Raw genomic sequence first — 18795 nt, 5'->3', positions numbered from 1 at the left:
ACGACCCGAATCCAACCATTGCGTGGGCGGGGCACAGACCCCGCGGCAAGCCTGAGAGGAATACACCTTGAGTCATTTACTGGATCAACTGCGGTTTTTCAATCGCAAGCAAAACGAGTTTTCCGACGGTCATGGAGAAACCCGCAAGGAGTCCCGCGACTGGGAAAACGTCTACCGTTCGCGGTGGCAGTACGACAAGATCGTGCGTTCCACCCACGGGGTGAACTGCACGGGATCCTGTTCCTGGAAAATTTACGTCAAAAACGGTCTGATCACGTGGGAAACCCAACAGACGGACTACCCGCGCACCCGCAATGATCTGCCCAACCATGAGCCCCGTGGCTGCCCGCGTGGTGCCAGCTACAGCTGGTACATCTACAGCGCCAACCGGCTCAAGTACCCGAAAATTCGCAAGCCGTTGCTCAAACTCTGGCGCGATGCGCGGCAGACTATGGCACCGGTCGAAGCCTGGGCCAGTATCGTCGAGGACAAGGTCAAGGCCGACTCCTATAAAAGCAAACGCGGCATGGGTGGTTTCATTCGTTCCAACTGGGAGGAAGTCAACGAGATCATCGCGGCTTCCAATGTCTACACCATTAAGCAATATGGCCCTGACCGGATCGTCGGTTTCTCGCCGATCCCGGCCATGTCGATGGTCAGCTATGCCGCAGGTTCGCGTTACCTGTCGCTGATAGGTGGCGCGTGCCTGAGCTTCTATGACTGGTACTGCGACTTGCCACCGGCGTCGCCAATGGTCTGGGGCGAGCAGACCGACGTGCCGGAATCGGCCGACTGGTACAACTCCAACTACATCATTGCCTGGGGTTCCAACGTTCCTCAGACCCGTACCCCGGATGCGCACTTTTTCACCGAAGTCCGTTACAAGGGCACCAAAACGGTCGCTATCACTCCCGATTACTCGGAAGTGGCCAAGCTCACCGATCTGTGGCTCAACCCCAAGCAAGGCACCGATGCGGCGCTGGCCCAGGCGTTCAACCATGTAATTTTCAAAGAATTCCACCTGGACAAGCCAAGCGCCTATTTCACTGACTACGCCAAGCGCTTTACCGATCTGCCGGTGCTGGTGCTGCTCAAGCAAATGGTCGACAAGGCGCCGGGCGCCGGTTACCAGCCGGACCGCTTCTTGCGCGCCAGTGACCTGACCGACAATCTCGGCCAGGAAAACAACCCGGAATGGAAAACCATCGCCCTGGATGTCAGCGGCGAATTGGTGTCCCCTCAGGGTTCCATCGGCTATCGCTGGGGCGAGAAGGGCAAGTGGAACATCCTTCCCCGTGAAGGCGGCGAAGGCCGTGAGATCGATCTGAAACTGAGCCTGATCGGTGATGACGTAGCCGAAGTGGCGTTCCCGTATTTTGCCGGCGAGTCCCACGAACACTTCCAGCACGTGGCAGGCGATGCGGTGCAATACCGGCGTGTGCCGGTGCATAACGTGGTTCTGGCGGACGGCAGCGTGGCGAAAGTCGCCACCGTGTTCGACCTGTCGGCGGCCAATCTGGCGATCGATCGAGGCCTCGGTGGCGCTAACGTGGCCAAGGACTACGACGACGCCAGCGTACCCGGCACTCCGGCTTGGCAGGAGCAGATCACCGGCGTCAGCCGTGAGAAAGCCATCCAGATCGCCCGTGAATTTGCCGACAACGCCGACAAGACCAAGGGTCGCTCGATGATCATCGTCGGCGCGGCGATGAATCACTGGTACCACATGGACATGAACTACCGTGGGCTGATCAATATGCTCATGCTGTGTGGTTGTGTCGGCCAGACCGGTGGCGGTTGGGCGCACTACGTCGGTCAGGAAAAACTCCGTCCGCAATGCGGCTGGCTGCCACTGGCATTCGGCCTGGACTGGAATCGTCCGCCACGGCAAATGAACGGCACCAGTTTCTTCTACGCCCATAGCTCGCAATGGCGTCACGAGAAAATGAGCATGCACGACGTGCTCTCGCCGCTGGCCGATAAAAGTCAGTTCCCCGAACATGCCCTGGATTACAACATCCGCGCCGAACGCGCCGGTTGGCTGCCCAGCGCGCCACAATTGAACACCAACCCGCTGCATATTTGCCGTGACGCTGCTGCGGCTGGCATGGACCCCAAAGACTACGTGGTCAAGTCGTTGCAGGACGGTTCCCTGCGGTTCTCCTGCGAACAGCCGGACAGCCCGGTGAACTTCCCGCGCATCATGTTCATCTGGCGCTCCAACCTGCTGGGCTCCTCGGGCAAAGGCCACGAGTACATGCTCAAGTACCTGCTCGGCACCAAAAACGGTGTGATGAACGAAGATATCGGCAAGGTTGGCGACTGCAAGCCGGAAGAGGCGGAATGGGTGGACGAGGGCGCTATCGGCAAACTCGATCTGGTCACCACGCTGGACTTCCGCATGTCCTCGACCTGCGTCTACTCGGACATCGTGTTGCCGACGGCAACCTGGTACGAAAAAGACGACATGAACACCTCGGACATGCACCCGTTCATTCACCCGTTGTCGGCAGCCATCGACCCGGCCTGGGAATCGCGTTCGGACTGGGAAATCTACAAAGGCATCGCCAAGGCGTTCTCCAGCATGTCCGAAGGGCATCTGGGCGTTGAAAAGGACTTGGTGACCATCCCGCTGATGCACGACAGCGTCGGCGAACTGGCCCAGCCATTCGGCGGTACCGACTGGAAAAGTGCCGGCGTGGCCCCGGAACCAGGCAAAAACGCCCCGAACTTGCACGTGGTGGAGCGTGACTACCCGAACATTTACAAACAGTTCACGTCCCTTGGGCCATTGCTTGAGAAGAACGGCAACGGTGGCAAGGGCATCAATTGGAACACCGACGATGAAGTGAAATTCCTCGGTGAGCTCAATCACCACGAAGGCGCAGCCGGTATCAGCCAGGGTCGGCCGAAAATCGACACGGCGATCGATGCCGCTGAAGTGATCCTGTCCCTGGCGCCGGAAACCAACGGCCAGGTGGCGGTCAAGGCCTGGGCCGCGCTGTCGGAATTCACCGGGATCGACCACAGCCATCTGGCGCTGTCCAAGGCTCACGAGGCGATTCGTTTCCGCGACATTCAGGCGCAGCCGCGCAAGATCATTTCCAGCCCGACCTGGTCGGGACTCGAAGACGATCACGTCAGCTACAACGCCGGTTACACCAACGTTCACGAAGGGATTCCATGGCGCACCATCACCGGTCGCCAGCAGTTCTATCAGGATCACCCGTGGATGCAGGCGTTCGGTGAGCAACTGATGAGTTATCGGCCGCCGGTCAACACCCGCACCATTGAAGGGGTGAAAGGCAAGCGCAGCAATGGCGAAACCGAAATCGTCCTGAACTGGATCACTCCGCACCAGAAATGGGGCATCCACAGCACTTACAGCGACAACCTGCTGATGCTCACCCTCAGCCGTGGTGGGCCGATTGTCTGGCTCTCCGAGATCGACGCGAAACGCGCCGGTATCGAAGACAACGACTGGATCGAGTGCTTCAACATCAACGGTGCGCTGACTGCCCGGGCGGTGGTCAGTCAGCGGGTCAAGGAAGGCATGGTGATGATGTACCACGCCCAGGAACGGATCGTGAACGTACCCGGTTCCGAAACCACCAAGACCCGTGGCGGTCATCACAACTCGGTCACCCGCGTTGTGCTCAAGCCAACCCACATGATCGGTGGCTACGCCCAGCAAGCCTACGGTTTCAACTATTACGGCACGGTCGGTTGCAACCGCGATGAATTCGTCGTGGTGCGCAAGATGGCCAAAGTCGACTGGCTCGATGGTTCGACAGGCGATGACCTGCCGCGTCCCCTGCCGACCGAAATCGAGGAGAACTGAGATGAAGATTCGCTCACAAATCGGCATGATTCTGAACCTGGACAAATGCATCGGTTGCCACACGTGCTCAATCACCTGCAAAAACGTCTGGACCAGTCGCGAAGGCATGGAATACGCCTGGTTCAACAACGTCGAATCGAAACCCGGGATCGGTTACCCGAAAGAATGGGAAAACCAGGACAAGTGGAAGGGCGGCTGGATCCGCAATGCCAACGGCACGATTAACCCGCGCATTGGCGGTAAATTCCGCGTGTTGGCGAACATTTTTGCCAACCCGGATCTGCCGAGCCTTGATGATTACTACGAACCCTTCGACTTCGATTACCAGCATCTGCACACCGCACCGCTGGGCGAGCACCAGCCAACGGCACGGCCGCGCTCGCTGATTTCTGGCAAGCGTATGGAAAAAATCGAGTGGGGCCCGAACTGGGAGGAAATCCTCGGTACCGAATTCGCCAAACGGCGCAAAGACAAGAACTTCGACAAGATCCAGGCCGACATCTACGGCGAGTATGAAAATACATTCATGATGTATTTGCCGCGTCTGTGCGAGCACTGCCTCAACCCTACGTGCGCAGCGGCCTGCCCGAGCGGGGCGATCTACAAGCGCGAAGAAGACGGGATTGTCCTGATCGACCAGGAAAAATGCCGTGGCTGGCGGATGTGCATCAGCGGCTGCCCGTACAAGAAGATCTACTTCAACTGGAAAAGCGGTAAATCCGAGAAGTGCATCTTCTGCTACCCGCGTATCGAAGCCGGGATGCCGACGGTCTGTGCCGAAACTTGCGTCGGGCGGATTCGCTACCTCGGTGTGCTGCTGTATGACGCCGACCGCATCAGCGAAGTGGCGAGCACGGCGAATGAGCAGGATCTGTACGAAAAACAACTGGAGATCTTCCTCGACCCGAACGACCCGGCAGTGATTCGCCAGGCCCTGGCCGACGGTGTGCCGCAGTCGGTGATCGATTCCGCACAACGTTCGCCGGTCTACAAAATGGCCGTGGACTGGAAGCTGGCGCTGCCGCTGCACCCGGAATACCGCACCTTGCCAATGGTCTGGTACGTACCGCCGCTGTCACCGATCCAGAACGCCGCCACTGCCGGCACCGTGGGCATGAACGGGGTGATCCCGGACGTTGACAGCCTGCGTATTCCACTGAAGTACCTGGCCAACCTGCTGACCGCAGGCGATGAAAAACCGGTCAAGCGTGCGCTTAAACGCTTGCTGGCAATGCGTGCCTACAAACGTTCCGAACAAGTCGATGGCGTTCAGGACTTGCAAGTGCTCGCGGATGTCGGCTTGAGCGTGGCCCAGGTCGAGGAGATGTATCGCTACCTGGCGATTGCCAACTACGAAGACCGTTTCGTGGTGCCCAGTGCCCACCGTGAAGATGCCATGAGCGATGCCTTTGCCGAGCGCTCGGGCTGCGGCTTCAGTTTCGGCAGCGGCTGCAGTGGCAGTTCCGACACCAATATGTTTGGCGCGAAGAAAGCCAACCGCCGCGACATCCTGAAAACCGTTCAGTTGTGGGAGGAATGAGCATGCGCATTCTCAAAGTGATTTCGCTTCTGCTCGATTATCCGACCGAGACATTGATCGCCGGCCGTGAAGAACTGGAACAGGCGATTATCCAGGCCCGGGAAATCAGCCCCAAGCAGCGCGGCGCGTTGTTCGAATTGCTTGAGCTGATCTGCGCCAATGACCTGATGGACGGGCAGGAGCACTACGGTGCGCTGTTTGGTCGGGGTCGCTCGCTGTCGCTGCTGCTGTTCGAGCATGTGCACGGCGAATCCCGTGACCGGGGTCAAGCCATGGTCGACATGATGGCGCAATACGAGGAGGCCGGTTTTGCCATCGGCGTCAAAGAGCTGCCGGACTACATCCCGCTGTATCTGGAGTTCCTCTCCACCCGCGAAGACATCGAGGCTCGCGAGGGCCTGGCCGATGTGTCGCATCTGTTGGCCTTGCTGGCGGCGCGTCTGGAAGAGCGTGAGAGTGCGTATGCCAGTTGCTTCCGGGCGCTGCTGCAGATCGCCGGAGCCGAGCCCCATCAGGCGGTGGCCGATCTGCGCGCACAGGTTGCAGCGGAACCCCGCGACGACTCCCTCGAAGCCCTCGACAAGATATGGGAAGAAGAGGCTGTGGACTTTCTCCAGGCTGAACAGCAGGACCGTTGTGGCTCCCTGCCGAGTGCGCCGGGCAAGGCCCGTGAGGAAAGCGCAGTCCCGCTGCACTGGGTCGATTTTCAGCATGAAGGGTTGGCCGCCGTGCCAGCCGGGGAGGTAGGTAATGTCTAAATGGAATCTGTTGTTGTTCGGGGTGTACCCCTATGTCGCCTTGGCGATCTGCCTGTTAGGCAGTTGGGCACGCTTCGATCTCTCGCAGTACACCTGGAAGGCTGGTTCCAGCCAGATGCTCAACAAGCGCGGGATGCGCGTGGCGAGCAACTTCTTCCATATTGGTGTGTTGTTTGTATTGGCTGGGCACTTTGTCGGCCTGCTGACGCCCGCGTCGGTTTATCACCATGTGATCAGCACTGAGAACAAGCAGTTGCTGGCGATGGTCTCCGGCGGGGTTTTTGGCCTGTTGTGCCTGATTGGTCTGCTGATGCTGGTCAATCGACGGCTCACTGATCCACGGGTCCGCGCCACTTCCAGCCCTTCAGATATTTTAATTCTGCTGGTGTTGCTGGCGCAGTTGGTACTCGGTCTGCTGACGATCGTGGCGTCCACTTCGCACATGGACGGCTCGGTGATGGTGATGCTCGCCGAATGGGCGCAGAACACCGTGCTGTTGCGTCCGATGGAAGCGGCAGCGGCCATCGAACCGGTCGGTTTGACCTACAAACTGCACGTGTTTCTCGGCTTGACCCTGTTCGTGCTGTTCCCCTTCACCCGTCTTGTACACATGATCAGTGCACCGATCTGGTACCTGGGACGGCGTTATCAAATCGTTCGGCAGAAAATCTGAGGAGGCAATCATGTCAGGTGGATGTGGATGTGGCGGCGGTAACGGCGGCAGCGGTGGCTGCGGATCTTCAAAGCAAGCGGAGTCCTCGGCGCCCGGCGTCGTCGATATCGCGTCAGGCGGGGCGGTGCAGTTTGAGCCCCTCCCGGTTGAATCAGGCGCAACTGAACCGGCGGCTGCCGACGGCGCCCCGGTGCAGTTGATCGCCAGCAGCGAACAGGAATGGCCGATCATCAGCGTCAACGATGTATCGATCACCCCAGAAATGATGGCTCTGGAGCTGCAATATCACCCGGCCGAAAGCCGCGAGGAGGCGGTCTATCTGGCCGCCAGGGCGCTGGTGATCCGCGAATTGTTGCAGCAGCGGATCGCCGAACTCGACCTGTCGTTGCAGATAGGTGCCGGTGAGAACGAAGAGGAAGCGGCCACCCGTTTGTTGCTCGAACGTGAGGTGCAGGTGCCTCAGTGTGATGAGGAAACCAGCCTTCGTTATTACGAAAACAATCGCGGACGCTTCCACAGCGCGCCGCTGTTAGCGGTGCGGCACATTCTGCTTGAGTGCGCCCCGGACGATGCCGAGGCCCGCGGCCTGGCGCACGATCAGGCAGAAGTACTGCTACAGCGCCTGGAGGATTTCCCCGGCAGCTTCTCCGAGGTGGCGCAGAAGTATTCGGCCTGTCCGTCGAAAGCCCAAGGGGGCTCGCTGGGGCAGATCAGCAAAGGGCAAACCGTGCCCGAGCTGGAACGCCAGCTGTTTACCCTTGCGCCGGGACTGGCCAGTAAACCGTTGGAGAGTCGCTACGGCTGGCACGTGATCAGTGTCGATCAACGGATCGAAGGCATGCCGTTGCCCTATGAGGTGGTTTCGACAGCGATTCGCACGCAGCTGCAGCAAGGTGTCTGGCAGAAAGCCTTGGTGCAGTACCTGCAAACCCTGATCGGTGCCGCGGATATTCGCGGTATTCACCTGCAGGGCGCCGACTCACCGCTGGTGCAGTAACCTTTGGCAAACCGGGAGATGTAATGAGCGCTGTCATGCAGGATGGTTTTGGGCGGCAGATCGATTATTTGCGGATGTCGGTGACAGATCGTTGTGATTTTCGCTGTGTGTATTGCATGGCGAAAAATATGACCTTCTTGCCGCGTCAGCAGGTCCTTACGCTCGAAGAGTTGCAGCGCCTGGCGACGCTGTTTGTCGGTCTGGGAGTGCGCAAAATCCGCCTGACCGGCGGCGAGCCGCTGATTCGCCCCGGTATTGTCGGCCTGTGCCGCAACATCGCCGCTTTGCCCGGTCTGCGCGAATTGGTGATGACCAGCAACGGCTCGCAACTGGGCCGTTTGGCCCGGCCGTTGGCGGAGGCCGGGGTCAAGCGGATGAATATCAGCCTCGATAGCCTGGACGGGGAGAAATTTCGCGCCATCACCCGCAACGGCGATCTCGATCAGGTGCTCAGCGGCATCGAAGCGGCTCGCGGTGCGGGCTTTGAGCGGATCAAGCTCAATTGCGTGGTCATGAAAGGGCGCAACTTCGATGAAGTCTTGGGGTTGGTGCAGTACGCCATCGAGCAACACATCGATATCAGTTTCATTGAAGAGATGCCCTTGGGCGACGTCGGACGTTCGCGGGGCGAGACATTCTGTTCCAGCGACGAGGTACGTGCACTGATCGCGAGTCGTCATCGGTTACTCGACAGCACCGAAAACAGCGGCGGACCTGCACGTTATGTGCGCCTGGAGCGCTACCCCGATACCCGGATCGGTTTCATTTCACCCAACAGCCACAACTTCTGTGGCAGCTGCAACCGGGTGCGGATGACGGTTGAAGGGCGGCTGTTGCTTTGCCTGGGTCAGGACGATGCCCTTGATTTGCGCGGTTTGCTGCGCCGCTATCCGCTGGAGGACCAACCGGTGATCAACGCAGTGCGCCAAGCCTTGCTCGGCAAGCCGTTGCGTCACGATTTCAACCCCGAAGGTGAGGTGCAGATTCTGCGCTTCATGAGCATGAGTGGCGGTTGATCTTTCGTGTTTTCTGGCCGCCGTGGGCGGCCTTTTTTTTGCTGACGATTCTTGACGTCGATCAATTGCAGATGAGTCCTTTGTCCGTAGTCTTAACTGCATGTTGTGTTTTTAACAGTTAAAACATCTATATGTAGTGTTTGGAGGCCAAATGCAGAGCACGCTGATCACAGTAGGGTGTAACCGCTTGCACAAACGCGATGGCAGTCAGGTCGCCTTTGATGCAGACAAAATCCGTCAGGCGATCATCGCCACCGGTCGCGCCAGCGATGATTTCGTCGATGCGGCCATGGCCGAGGAGTTGCTCGACGCTGTGCTGGTCCATCTGGAGGATTTACCGGAGTTGCATGTCGAGCAGATCCAGGATCGGGTCGAGCGGGTCTTGATGGATGCCGGTTTCTTTCAGGCCCTGCGTGCCTACATCGTCTATCGGGAGCAGCATGGACGCCTGCGTCGTGACCGCAAGGCGATCGTCGAGGTGGCTGCTTCGATGAACGAGTACCTGTCTCGCGAAGACTGGCGGGTGCAGGCCAACGCCAATCAGGGGTATTCGCTCGGTGGGCTGGTGCTTAATGTCTCCGGCAAGGTCACTGCCAATTACTGGCTGGATGAGGTGTACAGCGAGGCCATTGGTCAGGCCCACCGCGAGGCCGATCTGCATATCCATGACTTGGACATGCTCGCTGGATATTGCGCCGGTTGGTCGCTGCGCACGTTGCTGCATGAAGGCCTCAATGGTGTGCCGGGCCGTGTCGAAGCAGGGCCGCCCCAGCACCTGAGTAGCGCCTTGGGGCAGATGGTGAACTTCCTCGGCACCCTGCAAAACGAATGGGCCGGGGCTCAGGCGTTCAGCTCATTCGACACCTATATGGCGCCTTATGTGCGCAACGACGAATTGAGCTACAAGGACGTCCGCCAGGCGCTGCAAGAGTTCATCTACAACCTCAATGTGCCCTCGCGCTGGGGGACCCAGACACCGTTCACCAACCTGACGTTCGACTGGGTATGCCCGGAGGATCTACGTGAACAGATTCCCGTTGTCGGCGGAGTGGAAATGCCTTATGCCTACGGCGATTTGCAGGCTGAGATGGACCTGCTCAACCGTGCCTATATCGAGGTGATGCAAGCCGGGGATGCCAAGGGGCGCGTGTTCACCTTCCCGATTCCGACCTACAACATTACCCATGATTTCCCCTGGGACAGTGAGAATGCCGATCGCCTGTTCGAGATGACGGCACGTTACGGGCTGCCGTACTTCCAGAACTTTCTCAACTCGGACTTGCTACCCAATCAGGTGCGCTCGATGTGTTGTCGCTTGCAGCTGGATGTTCGCGAGTTGCTCAAGCGCGGCGGCGGCTTGTTCGGCTCGGCGGAACAGACTGGCTCACTGGGCGTCGTTACCCTCAACTGCGCGCGTCTGGGCTATGTGTTCAAGGGCGATATCAGCGGCCTGCTGCGCCGTCTGGACACCCTGATGGAACTGGCGATGGAAAGCCTGGAGGTCAAGCGCAAGGTGATCCAGCACCACATGGACGCAGGTTTGTACCCTTACACCAAGCGTTATCTGGGCACCTTGCGCAACCATTTTTCCACCATAGGCCTCAACGGCCTGCATGAAATGCTGCGCAACTTCACCGGAGACGAGCAGGGCATGCACACCGAGCAGGGCCGGGAGTTTGCCCTGAAGCTGCTGGACCATGTACGTGCCACTTTGCTGCGTTTTCAGGAGGAAACCGGGCACCTCTACAACCTCGAAGCGACCCCGGCCGAGGGCACCACTTACCGTTTCGCCAAGGAAGACCGCAAACGTTATCCGGATATTCTTCAGGCTGGTAGCGTTGAAGCGCCGTATTACACCAACTCTTCGCAACTGCCAGTGGGCTATACCGACGATCCTTTCGAGGCGCTGGAGCTTCAGGACGAACTGCAATGCAAATACACCGGCGGCACGGTGCTGCATTTATACATGGCCGAACGGATTTCCTCGACCGAGGCCTGCAAACAGCTGGTGCGCAAGGCACTCGGACGTTTCCGCCTGCCTTACCTGACCGTGACCCCAACGTTTTCCATCTGTCCGGTACATGGCTACCTCGATGGTGAACATGAGTTCTGCCCCAAATGCGACGAGGCATTGCTGCTCAAGGAACAGCAAACCGGCACCGTTCATTGATTTCGATTCACTCACCGCAAGGAACTTCACCATGAATGCATCGCAAACCCTGCCTCAGGCTCAACGTCAACGCTGCGAAGTCTGGACCCGAGTGATGGGCTATCACCGTCCGGTATCGGCGTTCAATCCGGGCAAGCAGTCCGAGCATCGCGAACGGGTCCATTTCACTGAAAGTGCGGCGCTGGCCGGGCGCCAATGAGTCGAACGCTTCGGGTCGGGGGCATGGTGCCCCTGACCACTCTCGACTATCCGGGACAGCTAGCCTGCGTGTTGTTTTGCCAGGGTTGCGCCTGGCGCTGTCGTTATTGCCATAACCCGCAATTGATCCCGCCTCGCGGCAGTGAAGAAGTGGATTGGTGTCAGGTGCTGGCGTTTCTGCGACGTCGTCAGGGCTTGCTCGATGCCGTGGTGTTCAGCGGCGGAGAGCCAACGCTGCAGGACGGCTTGCCTGGCGCTATGGAACAAGTGCGAGAGATGGGATTTCGTATCGGTTTGCACAGCGCCGGAATCAAACCGGCCGCCTTTGCCAAGGCCGTTAGAGGGGCCGATTGGGTCGGTTTCGATATCAAGGCGTTGCCTGAGGATTGTCAAACCATTACCCGGGTCGGGGGCAGCGGTGCCGCCAACTGGCTGAGCCTGGAGCATCTGTTGGCCAGCGGTGTCGACTATGAGTGTCGGACTACGGTGCATTGGCACTTGTTCGACCCGACACAGTTGTTGACTCTGGCCCGGCGTTTGAGTGCTCAAGGGGTCAAATGTTTTGCCGTGCAGTTGGTCAGGACTGCGCGGATGCTTGATCCGCACCTGTCGAGCGTTTCGGCACAGGCTGAGCAAGCCGATCTTTGGGCTGTCATGCGTGAGTTGTTTCCGCAGTTTGTGTTGCGTGGGGGATGAACACCTCCACAGTTTCACTTTGAGACGGCTACCAACCCCAAAATTGCAGCCACCAGCCATACCCCACCAACCCATTAGCCAATAACAGGCACCCGCTGCCTGCGACGCGCCGAGGCAATGAAACCTGCTCGTGGCCCAGTAGTTTCCAGCCCAGCGACAAACTCCAACCCATCGCCGCCATCAACAGCGATGCCCTTGTCGGCTGCACCCATTCCACCAGCAGACCTTCATAGCGCAGCAATTTTACGGTAGTTGCCGACAGCCCCAGAAACAGCCCGGCGCCGCCAAGGGGCGTGAGGGTCAGGGCCAGGGGCGAATACAGTGCCGGATTTCCTGCCAGTCGCGCGGTGAAACGCAACAGAATCAGCAAGGCCGTACCCAGCAGCATCGAACTCAAGGCCAGATAAGTAATAATGCTGAAGCCGTCTAGCCAACTGAAGCTGTCGTTGAGCTGCGGATAATGCGTGAGTAGCCACCAGGGGGCGTTGTCCTGCAAGGGCCAGAGCAGGTCCTGTTCCACCAACCATGAGGCGAGCTGTTGTTTGAGGGAGACGAACCACGGGCTGACTGTCCACTGAAAAGCGCCCATGGCCAGACCGATCACGCCGAAGAGCAGTAGTCGTGCATCCCAGGGCGATAGTCTGTGTTTCGTTGATTGAAGAATTTCCTGATTGCTGGAGCGGGCGATCAACCGAACCGCGCCGCGTTGCCCGCTACAGCGTCCGCAGGCATGGCAGTCACTGGCCCCTTGCAGGCGACGGATATCGAGCAAGGGGGCGCAATTGGGCGGCGGCAGGCGTGGTTCGGCATTTTCCATCCAGCGTTGTTCGTCTACCTTGAAATGCACGGGTGCCAGTCGGGCGAGGAGGGCAAAGACCCCACTGACCGGGCACAGGTATCGGCACCAGACCCGCTTGCCACGGGCGAACAGCAAGCCGACGATGACTGCTGCGACCGTCGAACCCCCTAGAATCAACAGCGCCGCTTGAGCGTAGTCATAAACGCTGATCAATTGGCCGTAGAGGGTGGTCAGGCAAAACGCCAACGTTGGCCAGCCGCTCCAGCGTAACCAGCGCGGCACGCCCAAGCCTTTGCCGTAGCGGCTGGCCCACTCGGTCAGAGACCCTTCCGGACACAGAACACCACACCACAGCCGGCCGAACAGCACCATCGACAACAGTACGAATGGCCACCAGATGCCCCAGAACAGGAATTGCGCGAGCAAGGTCAGGTTGTCGAGGAACCGTGCCTGGCTGTCCGGTAGCGGTAACATCGCGGGTATCACTAAAAGCAAGGCATAGAAAAGTACAACGGCCCATTGCACGGCGCGAATCACTGGCGCGTGGCGGCGCATTCCGTGACCCAGGCGCTGGAGCCATTGATTGCAGCGACTCAGGTCAGGCATGGGGTTTTTCCCGTAGGGTGTTGCCGCAACCAGCCGCCGACGGCCAGCCAGTAGCCGACCAACACCAGCAAGGTCACACAACTGGGGGTTGCCCTATAACCTGTAAAGCCAGCGAGGAAGCCACCCAGCCCGCGGCTGTCACTCAGCAACGCGCTGCTGTCCCAGAGGGCTTCACCAACGCCTCTATAAACCACTTCCGGCAGATCCAGGGCGAGCAGTTGGCCGCCAATCCGCTCGGTGCCGCTGACCAACAAGGCTGCGCCGAGCATGAGCAAAAGGATTTCGCTGATCACAAAGAACCTATGCCATGAAATGAATCGGCGGCTGCTGTGCAGCAGGGCGATGGTCAACGTTGCCAGCACCAGTCCCGACACCCCATCGACTGCGAACAGTCCGAGCTGCGGGCCGCGCAACTGAGCTCCAGCGCCGTAGAGGAAAACTACGGTTTCGCTGCTTTCGCGACTGACCGCGAGCATTGCCAGCAACAACAGACCAAGGCCACCTTGCCGAGCCAGGTGGCTATCGGCATGGCGCCGTAGATCATGCTTGAGGGTGCGTCCATGACGATGCATCCAGCCGACCATTTTCACAATCAGCAGGCTGGCAATCAATGCCAGTGCGGCTTGGAACCATTCGTTGGCCGATCCACTCATGGCTTCTCCGGCAAACAGAATCAGCGCTGCCAACAATCCCGACAGCAACAATCCCAGAGTCACCCCGGTCCATAAGTATCTGGCCAGACGATTGCCTTGGCTTTGTTGGCTGACCCAGGCCTGGAGAATGCCGATCACCAGCAGCGCCTCGACGCTTTCACGCCAGACGATGAACATTGATTGATTCATGAAAAACCCCGTGTGCGGCCTGGTTATTTGGCGAGGATGCCGCCCTCTGGCAATTGCGGATTGAACTCGTCGAAGAACGGATAGTGACCGGGTCTGAGGGGGTGAATGACGACGAAGGTTGTCACCCCCGGCGACAGGACCTTTTCAACCCGCAACGGCGTGCTCTCGAATTCTGCTGGACCGTTACCTATGTTTTTCAGAACGATCTTGAAGCGCTGACCGGCAGGCACCTCTAATAAGGCAGGGATAAAGTGCCCGTCGTTCAGGCTCAGCTCGTAGCTGGGTAACTCTGCGTAGGCGGTCAATGGCGTGGTCATCCAGGCCAGAATCAACCAGACAACGCGCGGGTGAACCCAGGCGAACCTCCTTGGGCCGCGCGGTGCGGGCTGTGGGCGGTTCATTCAATAGCCACCTTTTTTGCCAATGCCGGCATAGATGAACGTGTAGTGCAGTTCGCAGCGTTCAAACCAGGGCTCCACACCTGTTTCCTTGTCGGTATGACGCCCGAGGGACGCATGACCGCTGGGTGGCAGCACGGTGAGCGTCAAGTGGTATTTACCAGGGCCGAGCAGCTTTACATTGTCGCCATAGTGCGGACCGTCATTGGCCACCATCGCATGGAAGTCACCGTTGATTTCCGACTCGCTGCCCTGTTTTTTCAGATTGAAAGAGACGCTGAGGTAGGGCATGAAACTGCCTTCCTGAAAGCCTTGGCGATTGTCAGCGGTGGCCCGAATGTCGGCTTCCAGGTGAACATCGGAATCCGCAGTGGCCCGCATCATCCCGGCAGGAGCCATCTCGATTGGCTGCAAATACACCGCTCCGACTTCCAGCCCCGGGCATGACTGAGGTTCCCCGATCGGGTATTCCTTGGCGTGGGCAAGCGGTGCAAGCAAGATCAGGGCGAATGACAGCAAAAAAGGGGCACGCATGAGGTCTTCCTGAGGGCACTGAGGAGTAAGGGCCCTAGTCTAGGAGGCTTTCTTGCGAATAATAATGATTAGCGTCAATTTTTGGAGCGATCAGGTTTATAACGCGGAGAGTTTTCGAAAACGCACGGCGCGGTCGACGCTGTCGAACATGTGGGAGGCCGCATGAACCGTTAGCGGGTGTTGGGTGAAACCCGGTCTCGGCGAGATGTAGGAGGCCATTTCGCGGGCTACAGCAAGTTGTTGATCCGGCCCTTGCGCTAGCAAAGCGATAACCAGATTTTCCAGGGCTATCACACGGACACGAAGATGAACCAGTTCGGCATTCGATAATTCAGGTGTTCGGTCAAACGCCTCGACATGGCGTGATCCTGCTGCATCTTCATCGTCCCATTTTGAGAGTGCGCTCTGGGGTTGTTCCGAAGGCACTGATGAAGCGGTCTTTTCAGGCATAAGAAAGATCTCCAGGTAAAGGTATGTGCTGTCCGAGGGGGCCGGAAATCGCTGACGCTGACCATCCTGCGAGCACATTCAATACAGAGAAGCTTAGCTTCATCAGTGTCACGGTGTGACGCACGCATCTTAATGCGTGGTTCTTGATTTGTATCAAGCGCATTTTCGCCCAAGCGCTATAGGTTGAAGGCACTCCTATACGTTATCTGGGGATAGGCATGGCCAAGAATTTTCCCATCCACCCGAAACATCCCGAGCGCATTTGCTGGGGGTGCGATAGATACTGTCCGACGAGTTCCATGGCGTGCGGGAACGGTTCCGATCGCACAATGCATCCGGCCGAGATGATCGGAGACGATTGGTATTTACACGGTGACTGGGGCATCGACCCGCTAATCGCGACAGATAAAGTGTCGGATGATTCGCGTAGCTGAGTGCAGATGATGATGGCGGCGGTCGCGTCGACTGGCGTTATGGATGGTTATGGACTATTGCATGAGCGTCCGGCATGGGGCTGGATCGAGGAGATCTGATGAAAGACAAACTGGTTGATCATCAATGGACGAAAATTATTGAGCGAGATTCTTTCGCCAAGGACATCCTCAGGGAAAAGATCAAGCAAATAACGCAACTTGAGGAAGTGATTCGCTCAGAAGATGGCGAAGAGGCTGCACGTATCGTTTTCGATGATGGACGCATAAAACACGCACTGACGAGATGCCTGGAGAATCTTGAGGGCTCAAATTCAGTCAACGAACACGACTTTTGGATCTGCTACGAATACGCAACCGCCGCAGCGAAGAAAGCTCAGGTGATCATTGATGATCAATAGGTAGGCCTTATTTTGCGCACCTGCCCTTTTCTCTGCATTCAGCGCATGAGGCGAGGGTGGGTGAGGGCGTGATCGGGTCGAGATTAGATATGGCTAACTATTTCTAGGATTGTGTCGATACGCTGGAAACCTCTTTTTAAAGTTGAGACGTAATGGTCAGTATCAGCAGCGTAACGATCAACTATGCGACAGCGACTACCAGCACAGCCAAGACGTCGTCTGCTGAAAGCAGCGAAACAACCGACAAAAGCGGCGCTGCAGCGTCAGTTTCGGGCGGTACTGCTGCCAAAGGCGCCACTAAGGCAGGCGGCGCCAGTGCAAGCAGTAGCACCGGCAGCACCGGCAGCACTGAATCCGACATTGTAAAACAACTGAAAAAGCAGATTGCCCAGCTGCAAAAGCAGCTGGAAGTACAAATGAAGGCTCTCGCTGCGGCGCAAAAAGGCAACGAGTCTTCAGACGCCAAGGCCGCTGCAGTCGCTCAGGCACAGTCCCAAGTGGCGGCGACCAATAGCCAGTTGGTGGCAGCTACCAGCGCATTGGTACAGGCTATCAAGAGCGCAAGCGGCAGTGCCTCGGGCTCGTTGGTCAATACCAGCGCCTGACATAAGGTCACTTGGGTTAGCGCTGGGTGGGGAGAGACAAGCCGTCTTTCTGATTTTTATCAAGTCCACTCCATTACTCACAGCATAGTCTGGCTCAAAGCCAGTCCCACGCGGAACGTCGTAGTCGTACATGCACGTCATCGCTGGCTGACGCACCCAAGGGTCGAGTGCTCTGGACCCTCACAGTCTCTGTTCAATCGAGTCCATGTAAGGGGGTCACCATGACATCATCGAGCAATCCATCGGTGTATATTTTTGACAGCCACGCCGCTGCGGAAGAGGCTATTCGCCTTTTGAGCCAGTCCGGTTTCGATGTCAAGAAGCTGTCTCTCGTCGGCAAGGGTTATCACAGCGAGGAGCACCCGGTAGGTTTCTATACGTTGGGGGATCGTGTGAAAACCTGGGGTGGGATCGGCGCTTTTTGGGGGAGCATCTGGGGCATGCTGATCGGTCCCGCGGTTTTTCTTTTGCCGGGCCTGGGAGTTGTCGCATTGGCCGGGCCGGTGGTTTCATTGCTGGTGGGAGCACTGGAAGGCGCTTTGGTGGTCGGGGGACTTTCGGCGTTGGGCGCGGCCTTGTCCCGGGTCGGGGTGCCCAATGATGAGATCATCAAATACGAGACTGCCCTCAAGGCTGACAAGTACCTGTTGATGGTGCACGGCACGACTGCTGAAATCGCAGAGGCGCAGACGGTGCTGGGGCACTGAATGCAGCTCACGCAATAACGCAGGTTAAAGGACCGTCGAGGTAACCCGATGCACGCTATGGTGTTGAAGACGCTAGGTGCCGCACTGGAATGGACCGAGCTTCCGGATCGGCTACCCGGTCAAGGTCAGATACGGATCAAGGTAACCGCGTGTGGTGTATGTCGTACCGACCTGCATGTCGTTGACGGAGAGTTACCCAATCCGCACCTGCCTATCATTCCGGGCCATGAAATCGTCGGGCGGATCGATGCTATCGGCCCCGGCGTGATCGGGTTATCGATGGGCGAGCGGGTTGGGGTGCCGTGGCTGGGCCATACCTGTGGCGTGTGTCCTTATTGCATCGGACACCGCGAGAATCTGTGTGATCACCCACTGTTTACCGGTTATACGCTTGACGGCGGCTTTGCTACTTCGGTCATCGCCGAGGCGCACTATGTATTTCCGTTGGGCGAGACAGGGAGCGACGAATCGCTTGCACCCCTGCTGTGCGCGGGCCTGATCGGATGGCGAGCGTTAGTGATGGGGGGCGAAGGCGAGCGGGTCGGTTTGTATGGGTTCGGCGCTGCGGCACACATTCTGGCGCAGGTCGTCAAATGGCAGGGCCGCTCGGTATACGCCTTCACGCGTCCGGGCGATACCGCTACACAGGACTTTGCCAGACAGCTGGGTGCGACATGGGCCGGTAATGCGGATCAATCCCCTCCAGACTTACTGGATGTAGCGATCATTTTTGCTCCGGTCGGTGCGCTCGTACCCCTTGCCCTAAAGGCTGTGCGCAAGGGTGGGCGCGTGGTGTGCGCAGGCATTCACATGAGCGATATCCCGAGCTTTCCTTACGCACTGCTCTGGGAAGAGCGGGTCTTGCTGTCAGTCGCCAATCTGACTCGCCGTGACGGTCTGGATTTCCTGCAACGGGTGCCAGAAATCGGCATTGTCACGCGTACTCATCGCTACCCTCTGACTGACGCTAATCAAGCGCTGGAAGACCTTCGTGAAGGCCGGTTCGAAGGGGCTGCGGTACTGGTGCCCTGAGCCAATGACCGCGTGCCGGGGTTGGGTCTTTATTGATAAAAGTCAAAAGGTAGCGAGCTGTTTCATAGAGGCTGAAAGCAATCGTCAGTCACTGGACAGCA

General features: G+C 58.2%; 19 protein-coding genes. 14 read left to right on the top strand and 5 right to left on the bottom strand.

The window, feature by feature from the left end; genetic code table 11:
• The first annotated feature begins 67 nt into the window (after positions 1–67).
• The 9 genes from RGU44_RS08995 to RGU44_RS08955 all read left to right on the top strand — a co-directional run bounded on the left by RGU44_RS08995 (position 68) and on the right by RGU44_RS08955 (position 11889).
• Complete coding sequence (locus tag RGU44_RS08995) at positions 68–3841, top strand: nitrate reductase subunit alpha (RefSeq protein ID WP_322178873.1); 3774 nt, start codon at positions 68–70, stop codon at positions 3839–3841.
• A 1-nt stretch (position 3842) separates the two neighbouring features.
• Positions 3843–5381 (top strand): nitrate reductase subunit beta, encoded by a 1539-nt coding sequence (gene narH, locus RGU44_RS08990; protein WP_322216717.1) that lies wholly within the window; start codon positions 3843–3845, stop codon positions 5379–5381.
• 2 nt (positions 5382–5383) lie between these two features.
• Entirely contained in the window at positions 5384–6139 is a 756-nt protein-coding gene (narJ, locus tag RGU44_RS08985; protein WP_219060015.1) for a nitrate reductase molybdenum cofactor assembly chaperone, read from the top strand.
• Complete coding sequence (gene narI, locus RGU44_RS08980; RefSeq protein WP_322178875.1) at positions 6132–6812, top strand: respiratory nitrate reductase subunit gamma; 681 nt, start codon at positions 6132–6134, stop codon at positions 6810–6812. The genes narJ and narI overlap by 8 nt, the downstream gene beginning before the upstream one ends.
• A gap of 10 nt (positions 6813–6822) precedes the next feature.
• Positions 6823–7809 carry a peptidylprolyl isomerase gene (locus RGU44_RS08975; RefSeq protein ID WP_322216714.1) on the top strand — a complete coding sequence of 329 codons (987 nt, stop codon included), beginning with the start codon at positions 6823–6825 and terminating at the stop codon, positions 7807–7809.
• A gap of 23 nt (positions 7810–7832) precedes the next feature.
• The gene (moaA, locus tag RGU44_RS08970) at positions 7833–8825 is read left to right on the top strand and encodes a GTP 3',8-cyclase MoaA (RefSeq protein ID WP_322178877.1); all 993 of its coding nucleotides are present in this window, start codon (positions 7833–7835) and stop codon (positions 8823–8825) included.
• A gap of 151 nt (positions 8826–8976) precedes the next feature.
• Entirely contained in the window at positions 8977–10995 is a 2019-nt protein-coding gene (locus RGU44_RS08965) for a ribonucleoside triphosphate reductase (RefSeq protein WP_322178878.1), read from the top strand.
• Positions 10996–11026: 31 nt separating this feature from the next.
• On the top strand, positions 11027–11194 hold the full coding sequence (nrdD, locus tag RGU44_RS08960; protein ID WP_219060010.1) for an anaerobic ribonucleoside-triphosphate reductase: 168 nt from the start codon (positions 11027–11029) through the stop codon (positions 11192–11194).
• Positions 11191–11889: an anaerobic ribonucleoside-triphosphate reductase activating protein gene (locus RGU44_RS08955; RefSeq protein WP_322216711.1), complete on the top strand. Its 699-nt coding sequence runs from the start codon at positions 11191–11193 to the stop codon at positions 11887–11889. Before nrdD ends, RGU44_RS08955 begins: the two co-directional genes overlap by 4 nt.
• Positions 11890–11917: 28 nt before the next feature.
• Here the strand turns inward: RGU44_RS08955 and RGU44_RS08950 are convergent, their stop codons facing one another.
• The 5 genes from RGU44_RS08950 to RGU44_RS08930 all read right to left on the bottom strand — a co-directional run bounded on the left by RGU44_RS08950 (position 11918) and on the right by RGU44_RS08930 (position 15518).
• Positions 11918–13294 (bottom strand): 4Fe-4S binding protein, encoded by a 1377-nt coding sequence (locus RGU44_RS08950; protein ID WP_322216709.1) that lies wholly within the window; start codon positions 13292–13294, stop codon positions 11918–11920.
• Positions 13282–14136 carry an FTR1 family iron permease gene (locus RGU44_RS08945; protein WP_322216707.1) on the bottom strand — a complete coding sequence of 285 codons (855 nt, stop codon included), beginning with the start codon at positions 14134–14136 and terminating at the stop codon, positions 13282–13284. The genes RGU44_RS08950 and RGU44_RS08945 overlap by 13 nt, the downstream gene beginning before the upstream one ends.
• Positions 14137–14159: 23 nt before the next feature.
• A complete protein-coding gene (locus tag RGU44_RS08940) occupies positions 14160–14537 on the bottom strand; it encodes a cupredoxin domain-containing protein (protein WP_322216705.1) in 378 nt (125 codons plus the stop codon).
• Complete coding sequence (locus RGU44_RS08935) at positions 14538–15068, bottom strand: iron transporter (protein WP_322178882.1); 531 nt, start codon at positions 15066–15068, stop codon at positions 14538–14540.
• A gap of 96 nt (positions 15069–15164) precedes the next feature.
• Positions 15165–15518 carry a hypothetical protein gene (locus RGU44_RS08930; RefSeq protein ID WP_322178883.1) on the bottom strand — a complete coding sequence of 118 codons (354 nt, stop codon included), beginning with the start codon at positions 15516–15518 and terminating at the stop codon, positions 15165–15167.
• Positions 15519–15736: 218 nt separating this feature from the next.
• Between RGU44_RS08930 and RGU44_RS08925 the strand changes: the two genes are divergently transcribed.
• From RGU44_RS08925 to RGU44_RS08905, 5 genes are all read left to right on the top strand, one after another.
• A complete protein-coding gene (locus RGU44_RS08925; RefSeq protein ID WP_322178884.1) occupies positions 15737–15952 on the top strand; it encodes a DUF3079 domain-containing protein in 216 nt (71 codons plus the stop codon).
• A gap of 98 nt (positions 15953–16050) precedes the next feature.
• Positions 16051–16350, top strand: coding sequence for a hypothetical protein (locus RGU44_RS08920; RefSeq protein WP_322178885.1), 300 nt, complete (start codon positions 16051–16053; stop codon positions 16348–16350).
• Positions 16351–16502: 152 nt separating this feature from the next.
• A complete protein-coding gene (locus RGU44_RS08915; RefSeq protein WP_322178886.1) occupies positions 16503–16955 on the top strand; it encodes a hypothetical protein in 453 nt (150 codons plus the stop codon).
• 221 nt (positions 16956–17176) lie between these two features.
• Complete coding sequence (locus tag RGU44_RS08910) at positions 17177–17662, top strand: hypothetical protein (protein WP_322178887.1); 486 nt, start codon at positions 17177–17179, stop codon at positions 17660–17662.
• A 48-nt stretch (positions 17663–17710) separates the two neighbouring features.
• Positions 17711–18694, top strand: a complete 984-nt coding sequence (locus tag RGU44_RS08905) for a zinc-dependent alcohol dehydrogenase family protein (protein ID WP_322216702.1) — start codon at positions 17711–17713, stop codon at positions 18692–18694.
• Positions 18695–18795: the final 101 nt, after the last annotated feature.

It is taken from the genome of Pseudomonas sp. 5C2 (genome assembly GCF_034314155.1).
Taxonomy (GTDB): Bacteria; Pseudomonadota; Gammaproteobacteria; order Pseudomonadales; family Pseudomonadaceae; genus Aquipseudomonas.
This window is presented reverse-complemented; position numbering and strand designations above follow the sequence as displayed.